Annotated in this window: 16 protein-coding genes and 1 tRNA gene; 7 read left to right on the top strand and 10 right to left on the bottom strand. The window is 55.7% G+C overall.

Translation table 11 applies throughout. From position 1 onward, the window contains the following. Nucleotides 1–201: 201 nt before the first annotated feature. The 6 genes from BDE40_RS13740 to BDE40_RS13715 form a co-directional block, all read right to left on the bottom strand. Complete coding sequence (locus BDE40_RS13740; RefSeq protein ID WP_134015428.1) at nt 202–1,530, bottom strand: TRAP transporter large permease; 1,329 nt, start codon at nt 1,528–1,530, stop codon at nt 202–204. Then, a complete protein-coding gene (locus tag BDE40_RS13735; RefSeq protein ID WP_134015426.1) occupies nt 1,527–2,093 on the bottom strand; it encodes a TRAP transporter small permease subunit in 567 nt (188 codons plus the stop codon). Before BDE40_RS13735 ends, BDE40_RS13740 begins: the two co-directional genes overlap by 4 nt. 95 nt (nt 2,094–2,188) lie before the next feature. Continuing rightward, the gene (locus BDE40_RS13730; protein ID WP_134015424.1) at nt 2,189–3,244 is read right to left on the bottom strand and encodes a C4-dicarboxylate TRAP transporter substrate-binding protein; all 1,056 of its coding nucleotides are present in this window, start codon (nt 3,242–3,244) and stop codon (nt 2,189–2,191) included. Between the two features lie 48 nt (nt 3,245–3,292). After that, entirely contained in the window at nt 3,293–5,674 is a 2,382-nt protein-coding gene (locus BDE40_RS13725) for a xanthine dehydrogenase family protein molybdopterin-binding subunit (RefSeq protein ID WP_134015422.1), read from the bottom strand. Beyond that, on the bottom strand, nt 5,671–6,171 hold the full coding sequence (locus BDE40_RS13720; protein ID WP_134015420.1) for a (2Fe-2S)-binding protein: 501 nt from the start codon (nt 6,169–6,171) through the stop codon (nt 5,671–5,673). The genes BDE40_RS13725 and BDE40_RS13720 overlap by 4 nt, the downstream gene beginning before the upstream one ends. Further along, nucleotides 6,168–7,001, bottom strand: a complete 834-nt coding sequence (locus BDE40_RS13715) for an FAD binding domain-containing protein (protein WP_134015418.1) — start codon at nt 6,999–7,001, stop codon at nt 6,168–6,170. The genes BDE40_RS13720 and BDE40_RS13715 overlap by 4 nt, the downstream gene beginning before the upstream one ends. Nucleotides 7,002–7,108: 107 nt before the next feature. Here BDE40_RS13715 and BDE40_RS13710 point away from each other — a divergent pair, with 107 nt between their 5' ends. From BDE40_RS13710 to BDE40_RS13685, 6 genes are all read left to right on the top strand, one after another. Further along, nucleotides 7,109–7,750, top strand: a complete 642-nt coding sequence (locus BDE40_RS13710; protein ID WP_134015417.1) for a TetR/AcrR family transcriptional regulator — start codon at nt 7,109–7,111, stop codon at nt 7,748–7,750. Between the two features lie 373 nt (nt 7,751–8,123). Then, nucleotides 8,124–8,816 carry a hypothetical protein gene (locus BDE40_RS13705; RefSeq protein WP_134015416.1) on the top strand — a complete coding sequence of 231 codons (693 nt, stop codon included), beginning with the start codon at nt 8,124–8,126 and terminating at the stop codon, nt 8,814–8,816. Then, nucleotides 8,764–10,602, top strand: coding sequence for an ATP-binding protein (locus BDE40_RS13700; RefSeq protein ID WP_134015414.1), 1,839 nt, complete (start codon nt 8,764–8,766; stop codon nt 10,600–10,602). The genes BDE40_RS13705 and BDE40_RS13700 overlap by 53 nt, the downstream gene beginning before the upstream one ends. A 237-nt stretch (nt 10,603–10,839) precedes the next feature. Further along, a complete protein-coding gene (locus BDE40_RS13695; protein WP_134015412.1) occupies nt 10,840–11,109 on the top strand; it encodes a DUF3489 domain-containing protein in 270 nt (89 codons plus the stop codon). Beyond that, complete coding sequence (locus BDE40_RS13690) at nt 11,024–11,509, top strand: DUF2924 domain-containing protein (protein WP_342775027.1); 486 nt, start codon at nt 11,024–11,026, stop codon at nt 11,507–11,509. Before BDE40_RS13695 ends, BDE40_RS13690 begins: the two co-directional genes overlap by 86 nt. Continuing rightward, nucleotides 11,506–13,269: a recombinase family protein gene (locus BDE40_RS13685; RefSeq protein ID WP_134015408.1), complete on the top strand. Its 1,764-nt coding sequence runs from the start codon at nt 11,506–11,508 to the stop codon at nt 13,267–13,269. The genes BDE40_RS13690 and BDE40_RS13685 overlap by 4 nt, the downstream gene beginning before the upstream one ends. A gap of 49 nt (nt 13,270–13,318) precedes the next feature. On the opposite strand, the gene BDE40_RS13680 is transcribed toward BDE40_RS13685, so the two are convergent. Next, a tRNA-Gln gene (locus BDE40_RS13680) sits at nt 13,319–13,393 on the bottom strand. A gap of 92 nt (nt 13,394–13,485) precedes the next feature. Between BDE40_RS13680 and BDE40_RS13675 the strand changes: the two genes are divergently transcribed. Beyond that, complete coding sequence (locus BDE40_RS13675; protein WP_134015406.1) at nt 13,486–14,661, top strand: BaiN/RdsA family NAD(P)/FAD-dependent oxidoreductase; 1,176 nt, start codon at nt 13,486–13,488, stop codon at nt 14,659–14,661. A gap of 1 nt (nt 14,662) precedes the next feature. On the opposite strand, the gene kdsA is transcribed toward BDE40_RS13675, so the two are convergent. From kdsA to BDE40_RS13660, 3 genes are read right to left on the bottom strand one after another with little or no spacing between them, the layout of a single operon-like run. Further along, nucleotides 14,663–15,496, bottom strand: a complete 834-nt coding sequence (gene kdsA, locus BDE40_RS13670) for a 3-deoxy-8-phosphooctulonate synthase (RefSeq protein ID WP_134015404.1) — start codon at nt 15,494–15,496, stop codon at nt 14,663–14,665. A 5-nt stretch (nt 15,497–15,501) separates the two neighbouring features. Next, nucleotides 15,502–17,193 (bottom strand): KpsE/RkpR family capsule polysaccharide export protein, encoded by a 1,692-nt coding sequence (locus tag BDE40_RS13665; RefSeq protein ID WP_134015402.1) that lies wholly within the window; start codon nt 17,191–17,193, stop codon nt 15,502–15,504. Then, the gene (locus BDE40_RS13660) at nt 17,171–17,830 is read right to left on the bottom strand and encodes an ABC transporter ATP-binding protein (RefSeq protein ID WP_134015400.1); all 660 of its coding nucleotides are present in this window, start codon (nt 17,828–17,830) and stop codon (nt 17,171–17,173) included. The genes BDE40_RS13665 and BDE40_RS13660 overlap by 23 nt, the downstream gene beginning before the upstream one ends. Nucleotides 17,831–17,865: the final 35 nt, after the last annotated feature.

The raw sequence follows: 17,865 nt of genomic DNA, 5'->3' as shown, positions 1-17,865 counted from the left end.
GTCCAAAGCTGCCTCTAAATACCTCTCGAATCGATGGTAGCTATGCGGACGGAGCCGCCGTTCAAATCGATGCCGGCAATGTCTGTTACTGCGGTACGAACCTCTCATCGTCGATCCGCTCAGTGCCGACTAGTCAGGGCACTCCCGATACTTGACCCATCGTTTTCAGCATTCCGCCGAAGACCGGCACGGGGCCGTTGTCTACAAAAATGCAGTCGCGGTCGTTGGAAATACAGCAACAACAAGCAGAACAATCAACATCACGCCGACGAATGGCAGCGTAGCCGCAAATATCTGCTCGACGGAGACGTTAGGATCGTTGAGCGTATTGTGGACGGTAAACACCGATATCCCAAATGGGGGTGTGAGCAACCCGATCTCGACGGCCAGTACGGTAATGATCCCGAAATGGCTCAGGTCGATACCCATGCCTTGAGCGATAGGGGCAGCAATCGGCACCATGATCAGCAGGATTGATGTGCTGTCGAGGATCATACCCATAAGCAGGATGAGGACTGCGTAAAGGAACAGAAAGCCCAATGGGCCAAACCCCGATCCCTGCACAAGGTTTGCAATCGCATTGGGTAGCCCGGCAATCGACAACATGCGCGAATAGAAGCTGGCCGCGATCAACAGCAACAGGATCGACACCGAAATAATCGCCGTTTGCTTCATCACCTCCCACAACCGCTTGCGATCAAGCGACCTGCGCGACACCGCAACAATGAGTGCGCCGAACGCGCCAATGCCGCCGGCCTCTGTTGGGGTGAAGTATCCTGTGTAAAGCCCCCCCAGAACCAAGATGACCAACAGGACAATCGGCACAAGCTTAGCCAGCATTATGAAGGGCGGCATTTTCTCCGCATTAAGGTCCTGACGCCGCGCCTTGGTAGCGTCAGGGTCCATCAGCACAAAGCGTGGAAACAGGACAGTAACGCCGACCAACATTGCGACAAATCCACCCGCGAGCATGAGCCCCGGAAGGATACCGGCAAGGAACATTCCGCCGATAGAGACCTCGGCAAGCACGCCATAGATGATCAGCAGGAGGCTTGGCGGGATCAACATTCCCAGAACCGAAGACCCCGCCACTGTCCCTGCCGAGAACGCGGGCCTATATCCGTGGCGCGTCATTTCAGGCACTGCGACCCGCGTAAACACCGCAGCCGACGCGATGGATACGCCAGTGACCGCAGCAAAGATTGTGTTTGCCGCTACAGTTGCGACGCCAAGCCCACAGATCATTCGACGCAAAAGCTCTTCGGCCACCTCGAACGTGTCGCGCCCCACGTTGGAGACACTCACCAGAAGCCCCATCAGCACGAACAGCGGGATCGTCGCAAAAAGGTAATCTGCAATCCCGCTATAAGCAGTCAACTCCAGCATCTTAAACGCCAGATCCATGTTGTCGCGAATGACCCAAATGCCGACAAACGCCACCGCAAACAGAGCATAGGCGATCTGCATACCCAGCAGGACCAACCCCACAAGGACGGCGATCAGAATGAAGCCAATGGCAAGCGTGGTCATTTGGCGTCCCTCCGAAAACTGCGGATTTCATCGGCCATGCGATAGAGCGCTGAAAGCGAAGCCACAGCGGATCCAAGCACGGTAATTGCCCTGAATGGAAAGGTCGGAATGGTAAAGACGCCCTGCACGCCGAAATACTCGGCTCCGGTCCAGGCATCTATCATCTTGGGCCACGAGGCCCAGACGATCAGGGCAAACACGATTGCCCCGCTCAGTGCAAAAAACGCCTCTAACAAGCACACGGTGCGGGGCGATGATCGCTCTAGCCTGCGCACCAGAAAGTCCGCCCGCGTCAGCCGCTTTTGCTGGATCGCCGCAGCGACTTGCAGGAATACGATTGCCACAACCGTGCGGGCAGCTATTTCGGACACCCCCGTGATGGGCGCGTCAAAGAAGTTGCGGCCCAAAACGTCGGCCACGACCAGCCCCATGAGCCCGCCAATGCACAGCGTTCCAACCGAGAACATAACTGCCGCCACACTACCCAGAATTGCCCCCACCGGTGCCTCGGCAAAGCTGGGGACAAAGCGATCTGTTTCGTGGCTTGGGTAGTCCTGGCTCATATCAGCGCGCTCGTGAATTTCCGGAAAAGGGGGAGTTGCAAAAAGGCCCCGGCCGGATTTTGTCCAGCCGGAACCTTATTGTTCATGGTCGTAATTTAGCGGCCTTCGTCCCAGTTGCGCAATGGAGTTGCACCGCGGTCGCGCAGCGCATCAAAATAGGCTTTGAGAACAACCTTGCCTGCGTCGCCCGTTTGCTCGAGCCATGGCGCGACAATGTCGGGAAGACCCGTCACCCACGCCGTTTTCTCCGCCTCGGGCAGCTCGTGAACCGTCAGGCCCGCGGCTTGCATTTCGGTCATCGCACGTTCGGCCAGACCAGACACATAGTCGCCATGTGCAGCCGACGTGGACTTGGCTGCCTCACGGAATGCCTGTTGAACCGGCTCGGGCAATCCATTGAAGAAGTCCTCATTCGCAGCGATCCCGCCGAAGTACATTGACCCGATCCCGACACGGGTCAACTCGGGTGCGACTTCGTAGACGCGAGTTGGCAAGATGCCTGATGCAAATGACAAAGTGCCTTCGGTCACGCCGGTTTGGATGTTGGTGTAGTAAGTGGTCAACGCGCCATCGACAGGGGTTGCCCCAGTGTCACGAAGCCAGTTTGCCGAGGTGCCCGGCGCATTCAGCTTGCGATTTTGCAGGTCGGCCATCGTGTTGACCGGGAAGGTCGCATAAATGTCGTAGCTGTCAGTGATCAGCGACGATAGGTGAACCATGCCGTTCTCAGACCAGCTATTCGCCAACTCGGGTAAGTTCTGGCTTAGGTCATCGAAAATCTCGATAATCATCTTGTGGTCTGATGTGGCAAAGGGTGTGAAGTAGGTGACGTTCTGGAGCGGCATGTTCGCCCCTTCCCAAACCGTACCGACCATGCCGACATCGACGATCCCGTCCATCACCGCCTCGCGGGTGTCGGTGAATTTGTAGAGCGTTCCGGCGTAGGCTTCGTTCCAGTTGACTTGGTACTCTCCCGCTTCGGCCAGAATGCGATTCACCTCGGGTTGGAAGGTGTTCTTCATCGCGTAAACCCAGATATTGGCCTCCGGATGTGACGAGCCGATATTGATCGTGATCTGCTCTTGGGCCGTGGCCCATCCTGCGGCGCTGATCCCCAATGCGGCAACTGCGCTGAATGTAGTGTATTTCATGGTTGTTCCTCCCTGAACATGGATGCTCATGCGCATCCCTTTGTAATCTCAGTCTTCAATGGCACCAAGCGCGCGCAAGATGCGCTCTGGTGTGAATGGCATTTGGGTCACCTGCGCCCCCAAGGGTCGCAACGCGTCGTTGATCGCATTCATCACAGCCGCTGGCGCGCCAGCAGTGCCGGCCTCGCCCGCACCCTTGGCGCCAAGCTCGCTTTCCTTGGTCGGGGTTTCCACATGGCCCACGACCATATCAGGCATCTCGCCTGCCATGGGCACCAGATAGTCAGCCATGGACCCGTTAAGCAGCTGGCCTTCGTCGTCGTAATGAATTTCTTCGAATAGCGCGCCGCCAAGCCCTTGAACGATGCCGCCCCTGATCTGCTCGTCCACCAGTTGTGGGTTGATGATCCGTCCGCAATCTTCCACGCACCAATGCTTTAAAAGCGTCACGACTCCGGTCTCGATATCGACCTCAAGGTAGCTGGCCTGCACCCCGTTGGTGAACGCGAACGGGTATTCGGATGTGATGTAATGGCGGGTCTGCACCAACTCGCGCGGCAAGCCTTTAGGCAGCGTATCGCCACGGAAATAGACAATGCGCCCAAGCTCTTCGAGCGGCATACGCTCTGCGCCCGTTTCAATATCCACGACATGACCGTCGCGAATATCCAGAGACGCCTGGTCCGATTGTAGCATCGCGGCTGCAACTTCGAGGATCGAGTCCCGCAGGGCTCGTGCTGACCGCAAGGCCGCCTCTCCGCCAATGCCCGCGCCACGAGACGCCCAAGTGCCACCACCATACGGCGTGACTTGGGTATCGCCGGTGATCACCCGCACATTGCTAGGCAACACGCCCACACCTTCGGCGACAATTTGAGACAGCATCGCTTCGGTGCCCTGTCCCTGCTCGGTAACCCCTGACATCGCCACGATTGACCCGTCCGGGTCCATCCGCACGGTGCAGCCATCCTGCGCCGAGATGCGCGCACCGCCGATGCCATACATGAATGGCGAGGGGTTGGTCAGTTCAATGAAACTGGCAATGCCGATACCACGATGGACCCCGCGCGCACGCGCCTCTGCTTGATCGGCGCGCAGTGCGTCGTAGTCCATCAAACCCATCAGCTTATCCATGCTTTGGTGGTGCGACAGCCCCTCGAACCGCATATTCGCGGGCGAGGTCACGGGATAGGCATCGTCAGCATACATGTTCCGGCGGCGTATCTCGACCGGGTCCATGCCCATCTCTGCCGCCGCCATATCAACCAGACCCTCGGTGATAGCCACCGCAATCGGATGCCCGACTGCGCGGTATTGGCAGGTCGGTGTCTTGTTCTGGAACACCACGGTTGTCTTGGCACGGTAATTGGCGAAATCATAGGGCCCGCCGCATAGATTCACGACCTGATTGCCCTCGATCGCTGATGTCCTCGGGTAGACCGAATAAGCGCCAATGGCCGTCCAGTCGTCCACATCGAACGCTAAGATTTTGCCGTTTGCGTCCACCGCAATCTTAGCCTCGATCTCGTGGTCGCGGGCATGAATGTCGGTGGTGAAGCTCTCTAGACGGTCAGCGATGAACTTGACGGGTCGTGCCATGATCTTGGAGATCGCAGCCGTTGCCACCTCATCGGGATAGACGTGGACCTTGATGCCATAGGACCCGCCGACGTCGCCACAAATGACCCGAACGCGGGACTCGGGCACGTCGAGATGTGTCGCCAGAACGGTCTGAACCATATGCGGTGCTTGCGTTGCGTGATAAGCTGTCATCTGTCCTTCGGCGGGATTCCAGTCGACCAGAATTGACCGCGGCTCTAACGTGACGCCTGTGTGTCGTCCCGTCTTGAAGTGTGCAGAAACAACCTTGTGGGCAGTTGCAAAAACGCCGTCCACGTCGCCCTCTTCATGCAAGCGCTGAAAGGCGAGATTGTCACCCATCTCAGGATGCAGAACCGGCGTAGACGCATCAAGCGCCGTCATCATGTCAGCGACAACGGGCAGCGGTTCATAGTCCACATCAACCAACGCAGCGCCATCTTCAGCCGCCGCACGAGACGTCGCGACCACAGCAACCACCGGCTCCCCGACCCAACAGGATCGGTCCATGGCCATGGGATGCTCCGGCGGGGATTTCAGACCCTTGAGGTGCTCCAGCACAGCGACCCAAGGCGTGCAGACCTTGGCCAAATCCGCCCCGGTGAATATCCGCAGAACACCTTTGACCGACTTGGCGTCTTCCGTATCAATGGAAAGTATCTTGGCATGCGCGAACGGCGACCGTACGAAGGCCACATGCACCATGCGTGGCAAGGTAATGTCGTCGACGTATTTACCCCGACCCTCGACCAATCGGCCGGCGTTGGGGCGTGGAACCGTCTTGCCAATGTAGGAATTGGGCCGGTCGGGATTGCCAAACTGAACGGTCATACCTGCACCTGTCCCGCTCGTTGCTGCGCCACCGTTTCGACGGCATCGACAATTGCCTCATATCCGGTACAGCGGCAGTAGTTGCCTGACAGATGCTCACGGATTGTGGCTCGTTCGGGCACGCCGCCTTGCGCCAAAAGCTCTTCTGCTGCTACCAGCATTCCGGGTGTACAGAACCCGCATTGCAGCGCGTTGCGGGCAATGAACGCCTCTTGAAGGTCTCGGATAGCCTCTTTGTCGGAGAGACCTTCGATGGTCCACACGTCGGATCCGTCCAACTGGGCGGCCAGCATGAGACAGCCCCGCACCGACGACCCATCCACGCGAATTGTACAAGCGCCGCAAACGCCATGTTCGCAGCTGGCATGAGCACCGGTCAAACCAAGATCCTGCCGCAGAAAGTCTACAACATGCTGTCCGGCTGGCACACGTGCCTCGACCGGTTCGCCATTGACTGTCAGTTCAATAACGACCTTGTCAGCGAAGGCTTTGGTCATGCGAAATCTCCTTTTTCCTGTGCCACAGCACGGCGCAGCAGAATTCCGGCGATGTGGCGGCGGTAGCTTGCGCTTGCCTGCGTGTCAGACGGCGGGTCAATCTCTGCCCGTAGTGCGGCGACCGCACCATCGACATTGCCTTGATCAAGTTGCGTCATCGCGTTGCGTGCCAGAATTGGCGTCGAGGCGACTGACAGTAGCGAAATCCGATGCCCGCTGCTGCGGGCGACAAGGCACAACCCAACCAAGGCGTAGTCCCCAGATCGGCGCGCAACTTCTTGCAAGACCTGACGTTCGTCCGCTTCGGCCTTGGGAACTGTGATGGCTGTCAAAATTTCATCTTCTTTAATGGATGTCTCAAACAAATCTTCAAAGAAGTCTTCGGCAGCGGCGCTCCGTTCCCCATCTGGGCCATGAATGTGCAGTGTTGCGCCCAAGGCCAACATGCAGGCCGGGAACTCTGCAGCTGGGTCGGCATGCGCCAGCGCCCCGCCGATAGTACCCCGGTTGCGAATTGCGGCATGCGCGATGAACGAGACCGCGTCGGCAAGCAAAGGGGCATGCGCGCGGATCAATGGGTGTGCACCAATCTCAACATGCTTGGTCAAGGCTCCGATACGCAGGGTTTCCCCTTCGTCGATGACGCCCGACAAGCCTGATACACGCGAGATATCAACCAACATATCACCCGTTGAAAGCCGCATATTCATCGCCGCTATAAGGCTTTGCCCCCCAGCGAGAACGCGGCCCATACCATCGGACAATGCCAAAAGCTCTATCGCGTGCGATAGGTTATTTGCTCGGGCATACCCGCCCGCAGACGCTTTCATAAGCTGATCTCCCTTGTAATCGACACCTCCCGCATCGACTATTGATCACATGATCAATAAAAGATTTATGATTGCAAGGCTTTTCTTTTCTGACCAAGAGGGTGGGTATGAACAAAACCGATATCACCGACCCGAAAGCAAAACGGCGGCGCCTCCCCCCTAGCGAGCGACGGCAACAAATTGTGGACGGGGCCGTGGCGTTCTTTGCAAAAGTCGGGCTTGAGGGAAAAACCCGCGATTTGGCCAAGCATCTTGGCATCACTCAATCGCTTCTTTTCAAGTACTTCGAAAACAAAGAAGCGCTGATCGAAGCCGTCTATGCACAAGTCTATATTGATAGGCTTTCGCCGGAATGGCCGCGCCGCCTAATAGATCGAAATGTGCCGTTAAGGTCCAGGTTGCTGGCCTTTTATAGGGATTACAGCAAGCTGATTTTCGAATACGAGTGGATGCGAATTTTTATGTTTTCGGGACTGGCTGGTGCGGAGCTGAACCGCCGCTATCTGGAACACCTGAATAAAATGATCTTGGGTCCGCTGGTCAACGAAATTCAAGCCGCCTCTTCAAGCTCGATGAAGCCCGACATGGAAGATCTTTGGAACTTACACGGTGGCATCGTCTATATCGGCATCCGCCAGCACATCTACCGAATGCCCTGCCCAGAAGACCCCAGTCTGGCAATTGAGCATGCGGTTGATCGTTTTTTACAGGCTTTCTCGATAGAGCAGAATGGAAGCGCTAACCTTTGAGCGTTGGACACTCGCACATAAACATTTGATACTTATTGCGCACGCGATTCCTCTTAAGCCGTCATTGGAGCGCAACGCAGCATCGGTCACTCTGGGCTCGTTGCCGCCATCGGAGGCAGCGCAGCATTCACCGTGCCCAGCAACTATATCACCCTCAAGAACGGCCCATAGCTGCCGTTCATCCGCCACCTCTGATGTCGCGACGCTTCCGTCACAAGAGACATTCGTTCGGATGGTGCTTCGCAACTCATGTGGCCCTAAGCTAAGGTCATCGGGTTGGCTAGCTGCAGCCAAATATTCGCTCGATAAGATTCTCAGATCTACCCAAAAGCACTCGTCAGCTTAAGTTCGATCTAATTTGAGGTTTCATACTTTGTCTTCGCTTGTTCCAGAACTTTTAGACCGCCACCGCCTGTTAACACTTGCGGATGCAAATGAAGCAGAAACAAGACTAAAACTAATTGACCGTATCATTTTCGAAGTGCTTGGCTGGGGACACGACGATGCCAGTGTGGAAGAGCGTGTGAGTGAGGATGGGAATACCACATTTTCTGACTATGTCCTAAGAACAGGTTTTTCGTCCCTTGTGATCGAAGCAAAAAGGTCGGGGCGATCAGATTTAGTTGTCGCTGACAAACGCAAAGCACTACTAAATCGGAAGCTTGTCTCAGGTGATACCGGAGATGCCATCATTCAAGCCCGCGACTATGAGCGGAAGCTAGCTATTCCGTTTGCAATGGTCACCAACGGCGACCAATGGGTCATTTTCCCTGCAACGCGTACAGATGAAGTACCATTCGAAAAATCGAGCGCTATCGTCTTTCCGAATATCCAATCTGTCTTGGAGCGAGATTTTTCTGATTTCTATGATCTCCTTTCGAGAGAAGCCGTGATCGGAGGGTCGCTCGAAACTGAGCTTCTCGGACGAATTGAAGACCAGACGGACGGCCGTCGCTTAAACCAGTACTTCACCACCGGCTTCTCGAAATTGTCACGAAATAGTATATTTCCACTTGATAGAGAACGAGATTTCAACAGCATTCTCAGAAGACATTATTTCATCTGACCCCGACCTATTCGCCAAAGCCTATGTCGAGACGCCAGAACGTTTACGGTACGACAAGCGCATTGGAATGCATCTTTCAAAACGCCAAAATGTTGCACCGAAAGCCCCGCACAAAGCAATGTCTCCCCAAGGAAGGCGAGCAATTTCTGGGGCTATTGAGCGGGCAGCGGACTCAGTTAGACCGCTAGCTTTGCTGGTACTTGGACAGGTCGGCGCAGGAAAGACAACGTTTATCACACACATCAAGACTGTTCGCGAAAGAGATCGGTTCGAACCGAGGGCAGACAGGCCTTATCCTCACTGGATCTACGTAGATTGCCGAAAGCTTGGTCAAACTGAAAGCCCATCGGATTTTATAGCGTCTGTCATGTTTGCGCACCTAACTAATGATGAGTTTCTGTCGAGCTATGAGCGTTGCGTGAAATTTGCTTACAAAAAAGAAATTGAAGCAATGCAACGTGGTCCGCTCAGCCTGCTTGCATTCGACGAGAATGAACAAAAACGGCAGATCGCGGAGTTTCTGACTAAGGATTACGAAGCCAAGAAGCCGTACCTAGAGCGTGTCTTCACCTACGCTGCAAAAAACTCGGCCGTTTTCCTGGTTATCGATAATGTTGACCAATTCGACGATCCAAAACGCCAAGAAATCATTTTTGGCGATGCAATTGCGGTCGCGCAGCGGTTAGGCCTTTGCCTAGTTCTCGCCATGCGTGATGCTACTTATGTTGAAAACAGGGCAAAGCCAATTTTTGATGCTTTTGATTTTGACCCCGTTCAGGTTGAGGCCCCCGACGTCAAGGCAGTATTGGCACGGCGATTTGCTGTCGCAAAGGAATTGCTCAAAGACAAGCCATCAGATTTCACCGCTGAAAACGGCGCGAAAATGCACCTAGACGACACTAGCATGCTCATTGATCTGATATCCTCTTCAGTTTTGGACAGCACAGTCGGTTCGGCGATCTCCGTTCTTTCAACAGGTGACATCAGGTTATGTTTGCGCATGACTCGAGAGTTCTTACGGAACGGATATACTGCTACCGGAAAGGCCGTCGATATCTTTCAACGCACTGGAAGATATCGACTCCCTGCGCATGAAGCTATGCGAGCAATAATGCTCGGATCTCAACCCGTATATTCTGAAGAGTTTAGTCCGGTAGCCAATCCATTTGACGCGAAGCTCGATCTCAGCAAGGCTCAGCTGCTACGCCTCTTTGTACTTTCGGCGATAGTTAGGAAATGTTCGTCCCGGAAAGTATCTAGCATTTCTGGGGAGGAGATCAGAAGCGCGCTACTAGAAATGGGCTACAGCCCAGACATTACGCTGAAAATCCTTCAAGGAATGTGTGCCGCCCGCTATATTTTTACGACGGCTCACAGCAAGCCAACATTTGAAGCAAGTTTCCTGCCATCTAGGCTGGGTGGACACGTTCTGAGGGTGCTCATGACAGAGTTTGTTTTTCTTGAAAACGTGGTCATGGATACATTCATCGATGATGACGATACTTGGTTTGATCTTCAAGGTATCACATCGGAAATCTACAGCGAACGTGCGCCTACAAAAAGGATAATAAAGAGAATTGAGAGGGTTGAAAGGTTTTATGAATACCTCACTCAACTGTACTCGGGCCTCAGAGAAGAAGCCTCTCGACGTGGGTTGAGTGCAGAGTGGCAGGCAGATCCGTTCAAAGAGGGTAAGTCTGTTCTCGCCAGCAATATTGAGAAGGTTAGGCGATCAGTAAGCCGCAACTATGACAGCACTGGGAAGCCACGAGGCATTAGAAAATAGGCACCTAAGAGACGACCTCAATGGCTGCTTTGACAATTTGCCTTGACCGTTTTGCAACCGCAGCGAACTTCTGCTTTCCGCCCGTTGTGCCGAATTTTCTCGCAAACCGACTGGACTTCGGCAGCAACTAGAGCGGTAGTATCACTGCGCGATAGGTATTCGCGTGGCTCGCCTGGAACTTCCAGGCTTTGCTCAGTAGCAGCGGGATGTTCCCGCTGATCATCTGAGGAAACGGCCATGACCAATTCACCTAAGAAGCGCACGACCAAGAAGGACCAGCTGATCAAGCTGCTCGGCACGAAGTCCGGCAACGACATCAAATCACTGAGCGCAAAGCTTGGTTGGCAGCAGCATACGACACGAGCGGCAATGAGCGGTCTGCGCAAAGCCGGGTTCGAAGTGGTCAACGAGAAACCAGCGAATGGTGGCATTTCGAAGTACCGCATTGTGTCATCGCCAGCGATGCCGCAGGGCACAACAGCGGTGGTTGAGGCTCATGGGGCGTAATCCAAACCCTGAGCGTCCGGCGACACTTGAGCATTGGACGGCGGTCTTTGGATCGCCTCCTCCGCCGTATCTGTCAGTGCCATTTATGCAGAAGGCCTTGGCGTATGAAGCACAGTGTAAAGCGCTGGGCGGATTGTCAGCGGGGATGAGGCGCGCGCTCAAACAGATCGCAAAAGGGGATGGGATCGAAGCCGTGAGCCGAGCATCCCTGCGACCTGGCGCGCACCTTGTTCGCGAATGGAATGGAAGAACCTATCAGGTTCACGTGGTGGACGGTGGCTTCGAGCTGGATGGCAAGGCGTGGAAATCACTGTCCGCAATCGCCAAGCACATCACAGGCGCGACGTGGTCGGGCCCGCGCTTCTTTGGGCTGAACGCACAGGCTCGAGGGCGCTCATGAAGAAGCTCCGCTGCGCCATCTACACCCGTAAGTCCTCAGAAGACGGGTTGGAGCAAGAGTTCAACTCGCTGGATGCACAGCGCGAAGCCTGTGCAGCCTACATCACCAGCCAGAAGCATGAGGGCTGGGTGCTGCTGCCAGAGCATTATGATGACGGAGGGCTGTCCGGAGGATCACTGGAACGGCCTGCGCTGCAAAAGCTCCTTAACGACATCGCAGATGGGCGGGTGGACCAGATCATCGTCTACAAGATCGACCGCCTGACGCGGTCCCTCGCGGATTTCTCCAGGATCGTCGATACACTGGATGCAGCAGAGGCATCGTTTGTCTCTGTCACGCAATCCTTCAATACCGCGACCAGCATGGGACGTTTAACGCTGAACATGCTGCTGTCGTTTGCCCAGTTTGAACGTGAGGTGACGGCAGAGCGCATCCGCGACAAGATTGCAGCCTCGAAACGCAGAGGGCTTTGGATGGGTGGCAATGTGCCGCTTGGCTATGTTGCCAACGGTCGAACACTCAAGATCAACGACAATGAAGCACTGACGGTCCGCACGCTCTATGCCCTCTATGAGCAACATGGCACCGTGCGGGCGGTTAAGGCTGTTGCAGATCAGCGAGGCTTGCGAAGCAGGCAACGATCGACCGCCGATGGAAAGCGAACAGGCGGCGGCGCGTTTGATCGCGGCCACATTCACCACATCCTGACCAATCCGATCTACGCGGGTCGCATTCGGCACAAGGCTTTGGTCCATGAAGGCCAGCATGATGCGATCATTGATCCGGACCTTTGGGACCGCCTCCAGCAGGTGATGCAGGACGGGGCCGCAAAGAGCCGGGCGCGCAAGACGGCCAAGCAGCCATCCCTTCTCTGCGGCAAGCTCTTTGATGAAACCGGGGATCGGTTGACGCCTTCGCACAGCAAGACCAAGGCAGGGGTCAGGCTTCGGTATTATGTCTCTCATCGTTTGATCAAGAAGAGCGGCGAGGCGAAGCGCGACGGCTGGCGCCTGCCCGCACAGGAACTGGAAAGGAAGATTGCACATCTGCTGCGCTTACGGGTCAGCGATATGAGCTTCATTGGCACGATGATTCCGAACCGCTCAGCTGAGGAGATCAGGGCGCATCATAAAGCCTTGCAAACCCTGAGCGCCGACGGCGACACCAAGCAGGTGCTCGATCTTGTCGTCCGGATCGATCTGAGCCCGGGTGAGTTGAGCATCACAATCGATCGCGTTCAGTTTGCGGCGCTGATCAAAGTGGACCCTGACGAGATCGATCCGGAGTTGCAAAGCATCACGGCACCGTTCCAGCTCAGGAAGCGCGGCGTCGAGACGAGGCTGGTCCTGAGTGACTCGCCGGGCGGCTTGGACGAGGTCCTGATCCAAAACATCGCCAAAGCGCATCTCTGGTTCGAGCAAATCAAAGCGGGCAGGACGCTTTCAGAGATCGCGAAAGCTGAAGGCACCACGAACGGCAGACTTTACCAGGTGGTCGGTCTGGCCTTTCTCGCGCCCGACATCATCCGCGATGTCCTCGATGGCAAACAACCATTGGGCCTCACGTCCGACTGGTGCGTGCGTCATACATTACCGAGCAACTGGCAAGACCAGCGCGCCCTGATCGCGACTCTCGAAGCACTCCCGGCGGACACTCGTATCGCGCAAAACCCGACCTCAGACTTTGGAGTGTATCGAGGCCTATTTACCAAGCGTGGACAGTCTGCTGTGAGCGGAGACACCCGTAACCCACGGAAATGACGCGACTACCATGAGCGACACTCGTATCGCCTGCATTTGCGGAAGTGGTTGGCTGGGATGGTAGGATTCGAACCTACGATCTACTGTACCAAAAACAGTTGCCCTACCGCTAGGCCACATCCCAATACCGAACTGTGATTTAATGCGCCTTTCTCTATGCTGCAACCCTAAAATCGCGACTTGTGGCAATGCGGAGCGGGGTTTAAGTCCGGCCTCATGAAAGCACAGGTCGTAATCATTGGCGCAGGCGCGGCAGGCATGATGTGTGCCATCGAAGCTGCGCGGCGCGGACGGTCGGTTTTGATCCTCGATCACGCCAAAACAGTCGGCGAAAAGATTCGCATCTCGGGCGGTGGACGCTGCAATTTTACCAATCTCGACATCCAGCCAGATCGTTTTTTGTCGCAGAATCCTCGCTTTGCCTTGTCAGCGCTGAAGCGCTTTACGCAATGGGATTTCATCGCAATGGTCGACGCGGCGGGCATCTCTTGGCACGAGAAGACTCTGGGTCAGCTGTTTTGCGACCGGTCTGCAAAAGATATTATTGCCATGCTGCTTGATCATATGGAGCAAGTCGGTGTCCGCGTGAAACTCGGGATTTCAGTGGCTGGTGTCTCGCATAATGGCTCAAGCTTTACCGTTGCGACCTCGTCAGGCGACATTGAATGCGAAAGCCTGGTGATTGCCAGCGGTGGCAAATCTATCCCGAAAATGGGGGCTACCGGCTTCGGTTATCAAGTGGCGGAGCAGTTTGGTTTGCCAATTGTCGCAACCCGCCCCGCTTTGGTGCCCCTGACATTCGCCGAGCAGGAGCTTGAGCAGACGCGGGCGTTGGCAGGAACGTCGGTACAGGCCAACGTATCGTGCAACGCGGCCAACTTCAGCGAAGGGCTGTTGTTCACGCATCGCGGGCTATCCGGCCCCTCGATCCTACAGATTTCGTCCTACTGGGGCGATGGGGATACGTTAGAGGTCAACCTTGCCGCGTCCAACGATGTCGCGGTAGAACTCAAGACCATGCGGTCGGAAACAGGGCGTATCTCCATTAAGAATGCGTTGGCACGGATCATCCCTGAAAAGCTCGCTTCAGTTGTTGTCTCCGAAACGGGGTTGGTCGGAAATCTGGCTGATCAGAACAACACCGCACTAGATGTCTTGGCACAACGTGTTCATCACTGGACGATTAAACCTGTAGGCTCGGAAGGATACCGCACGGCCGAGGTCACGTTGGGTGGGGTGGACACAGACGTACTCAACGCCAAAACGATGGAAGCCAAAAACATGCAGGGCCTATATTTCATTGGCGAAGTCGTAGACGTCACCGGATGGCTGGGCGGCTACAACTTCCAATGGGCATGGTCATCAGGATGGGCGGCGGGACAGGCAGTTTAAGCTATACGCGGCAGGGGTCAGCCTTTGCCAATGCATCAAACTGCATCAGGCTTTTTACCAACGCTGGCATCTGATCCAGCGGGATCATGTTTGGCCCGTCAGACGGTGCGTTGTCAGGGTCTTCATGGGTCTCGATAAAGACACCTGCAATCCCCAACGAGACTGCGGCACGCGCCATCACGGGGGCGAACTCGCGTTGTCCACCGGTCGAGCCACCCTGCCCGCCCGGCTGTTGCACGGAATGGGTGGCGTCCATGATGACCGGATATCCGGTCTTCGCCATGGTCGGCAGCGAGCGGAAATCAGCAACCAATGCATTATACCCAAAGGACGCGCCACGTTCGGTCAGCATGATGTTTTCGTTGCCTGTGCTTTCGACTTTGGAGATTACGTTAGGCATATCCCATGGCGCCAAAAACTGGCCCTTCTTGATGTTGATAACCGCGCCGGTTTCACCCGCCGCAATCAACAGGTCAGTCTGGCGGCACAAGAACGCGGGGATTTGCATGACATCGACGGCTTGGGCCACGGCAGCACAATGCTCCGGCGAATGCACATCGGTCAGTGTCGGGCAGCCGATCTCCGCGCGAACCTCGTCCATGACGCGCAGGCCTTCATCAAGACCAAGGCCGCGCTTGCCGGACAGGGATGTGCGGTTTGCCTTGTCATAGCTGGCCTTGAACACATAGCCCGCACCTGCATCCGCGCAGGCTTTGGCCATGGCTTCGGCAATCATCAATGCGTGATCAAGGCTTTCAAGCTGACACGGGCCTGCAATCAAGGTCAGGGGCAGGTCGTTGCTGCACTCAAGCGCGCCGATATGGATAGTTTTCATTGGGATTATACCTGTTCACGAAGGATCGAAGCCGTCAGCGAAACCATCAAGTAAATGCCGGCGAAGATCAAGAACGCCAGAATGGTGTTCTCGAACGAGCGCGGATAGGTTGGCTCGTCCGGGGCCACCGGGCTCACGCCGACTGACAGGTAGCGCACCTGACGGTTAGCTTCGAGGCGCGCCGCCTCAAACTGGGCTTCGGCCGCAGCAAGGAATTCCTGACGCATGGCCAAGTCGCCTTGGGCCACCATCAATTCACCCGAGATACGGGCAAGCGAGCCGGTGTTTGCGTTGCTTTCGGTCAGTTGCGCACGATATTCGGCGATCAACTTTTGCAGCTCTGCAATCTTGTTTTCAGATGCCCTGACCTTCGCCTCGTTGGGCCGGGGGTTCGCAAGAAACTGTTGTAGCGAAATTCGCTCGGTCAACAGTTCGCTTTCCAGTTGTGTTATCTGTCCAAAAATCGCCTGCACTTCGCTTTCGGGGCTAAGAACTCCCAGTTTTTCCTGAAGCTCCACGATGCGGTCCTGCGCGTCACGCATTTTGACCTCGGCCTCGGCACGGCTCTCAAGGGCACCCTGCATCTGGTCACCACGCAGGCGGGAAGTCAGTTGGTCAACGCGCTCTTCTGCGTAGCTGATGAGCTTTTTGGAGAAGGCCGCAGACGTTTCGGGGTCAGCTGCACTGACCTCCATCTTGATCACCCCTTCAGCCGGATCATAACCGATCCGCACGTGCTTTTTATAAAGCGAGTATGCCGCCTCATTGGTGCTATCCAATTCGATACGTTGCAACGCATCAATGTTTTCCTGCGAGAAATGTGTCTTGAATCCCTCGTCCTCGTTCAAACGCACCATCGCGTCACGGGACTGAAGGTAGCCTTGAACAGTGATGCTATCTTGCGACGTCGCAAGCCCCGTTCCCGAGAATAACCCGCCAAGCTGGCCAGCCGACGACGGCTCTGCAGTCTGGATGACAAATTCCGACTTGGTCGCGTACATCGGCGTTGCAACACCATAGTAGTAATAACCTGCGACGAAAGTCGGCAGCAGCACAAAAACCATCATCCGGATGGCGAGCAAAGTAGCGCGGCGGCGGCGGCGCTTCGCGATGTCGCGCTGGATCGCCATAATCTCTGTCGCGCGACGATCTTCCGAGATCACTTCGGTCGATGGCAGGGATGGCTTGGCGGTAACGGTCGACGGAAGTTGCGATTTAACCTCGGCCTCATCGCCTTTGTTCTTGCCGTCTGGAACGACCAGTTCCAGCATGTTGGACCGCTTGAACGGGTCGATCCCCTTCTCGCGCAGCAAACGCACAGCGTCATAGTCTGACACCGGCGCCAACCCCTGCTTTTGTGCAACGCGGCGTGCCATGCGAAGCTGTCGCCCGGTCAGGCCTTCGCGGCGGATCGCATCAATCATCTCCGCCGGGCTTTGGGTCGCGACCGCCTCCTGCACGTCCGGCTCGTTTGGTGCTTTCTGCGCAGTGGTTTGCGACCTGAAATCCTGCGCTCCAAAGCCGTCATCAGTCGGCGTCGCAAACATCATCTCTTCTTTTTGCAACACATCTGCGACTGCCGCGTTGGTACTGTCTGGTGCCACCGCTTCCACTTTCGGCGCGGTCGGGCGCGCAGAGGAAGTCGGGCTGTCGCTGCGCCGAAGGCGATACTTCTTAACTTTGGGTTTCGTAATCATACAGTCGCTTCGCTTCTTCCAATGTGTCGAACATGACCAGCTTGCCACGGCTTAGCACCGCTGCAGATCGACAGAATTTTTCCAGCGTTTCAGCTTGGTGCGATACCACGATCACCGTGGCTTTTTTCAATCGGTCTTTAAGGATAGACCCAGCCTTGCGGTTGAACTCTACATCCGTGGTGGCAGGCATCCCCTCGTCGATAAGGTAGATGTCAAATTCCAAAGCCAACATCAGCGCAAAAGTGAACCGGGCCTTCATGCCTTGGCTATAAGTGCCCACCGGCATGTCGAAATATTCTTCGAGGCCGCAAAGATAACGGCAGAACGCTTCGATATAGTCAGGATCCAGCGAATACAGCTTGGCAATGTAGCGAGCATTTTCTCGGGCGGTGTGCTTCGGCACGACGCCCCCCATGAAGCCCAAGGGGAAAGATATGCGGGAGGTCCGGATGATCTCGCCCTCGTCGGGCTTCTCCAATCCCGCCATCATATTGATGATCGTCGTCTTACCAGTGCCGTTCGGGGCGAGAATACCAATGGAATGCCCCAGTTCCACGCGAAACGATGCGCGGTCAAGGATCACCTTGCGCTGCGTGCCAGTCCAGAAGGACTTGCTGACCTCTTGAAACTCAATCATCTCCGGGGAAACCCCCTACCTCATCTAGCCCGCAT

The sequence above is a fragment of the Litoreibacter halocynthiae genome (assembly GCF_004365635.1).
GTDB lineage: Bacteria > Pseudomonadota > Alphaproteobacteria > Rhodobacterales > Rhodobacteraceae > Litoreibacter > Litoreibacter halocynthiae.
Note: the sequence above shows the minus strand (reverse complement) of the source record. Positions and strands in the feature narration are given on the sequence as shown.

What these genes read in the sequence shown, in the direction of transcription:
- BDE40_RS13740 (WP_134015428.1), bottom strand. Translation starts at nt 1,530, where the DNA reads ATGACCACGCTTGCCATTGGCTTCATTCTGATCGCCGTCCTTGTGGGG.
- BDE40_RS13735 (WP_134015426.1), bottom strand. Translation starts at nt 2,093, where the DNA reads ATGAGCCAGGACTACCCAAGCCACGAAACAGATCGCTTTGTCCCCAGC.
- BDE40_RS13730 (WP_134015424.1), bottom strand. Translation starts at nt 3,244, where the DNA reads ATGAAATACACTACATTCAGCGCAGTTGCCGCATTGGGGATCAGCGCC.
- BDE40_RS13725 (WP_134015422.1), bottom strand. Translation starts at nt 5,674, where the DNA reads ATGACCGTTCAGTTTGGCAATCCCGACCGGCCCAATTCCTACATTGGC.
- BDE40_RS13720 (WP_134015420.1), bottom strand. Translation starts at nt 6,171, where the DNA reads ATGACCAAAGCCTTCGCTGACAAGGTCGTTATTGAACTGACAGTCAAT.
- BDE40_RS13715 (WP_134015418.1), bottom strand. Translation starts at nt 7,001, where the DNA reads ATGAAAGCGTCTGCGGGCGGGTATGCCCGAGCAAATAACCTATCGCAC.
- BDE40_RS13710 (WP_134015417.1), top strand. Translation starts at nt 7,109, where the DNA reads ATGAACAAAACCGATATCACCGACCCGAAAGCAAAACGGCGGCGCCTC.
- BDE40_RS13695 (WP_134015412.1), top strand. Translation starts at nt 10,840, where the DNA reads ATGACCAATTCACCTAAGAAGCGCACGACCAAGAAGGACCAGCTGATC.
- BDE40_RS13690 (WP_342775027.1), top strand. Translation starts at nt 11,024, where the DNA reads ATGGTGGCATTTCGAAGTACCGCATTGTGTCATCGCCAGCGATGCCGC.
- BDE40_RS13685 (WP_134015408.1), top strand. Translation starts at nt 11,506, where the DNA reads ATGAAGAAGCTCCGCTGCGCCATCTACACCCGTAAGTCCTCAGAAGAC.
- BDE40_RS13675 (WP_134015406.1), top strand. Translation starts at nt 13,486, where the DNA reads ATGAAAGCACAGGTCGTAATCATTGGCGCAGGCGCGGCAGGCATGATG.
- kdsA (WP_134015404.1), bottom strand. Translation starts at nt 15,496, where the DNA reads ATGAAAACTATCCATATCGGCGCGCTTGAGTGCAGCAACGACCTGCCC.
- BDE40_RS13665 (WP_134015402.1), bottom strand. Translation starts at nt 17,193, where the DNA reads ATGATTACGAAACCCAAAGTTAAGAAGTATCGCCTTCGGCGCAGCGAC.
- BDE40_RS13660 (WP_134015400.1), bottom strand. Translation starts at nt 17,830, where the DNA reads ATGATTGAGTTTCAAGAGGTCAGCAAGTCCTTCTGGACTGGCACGCAG.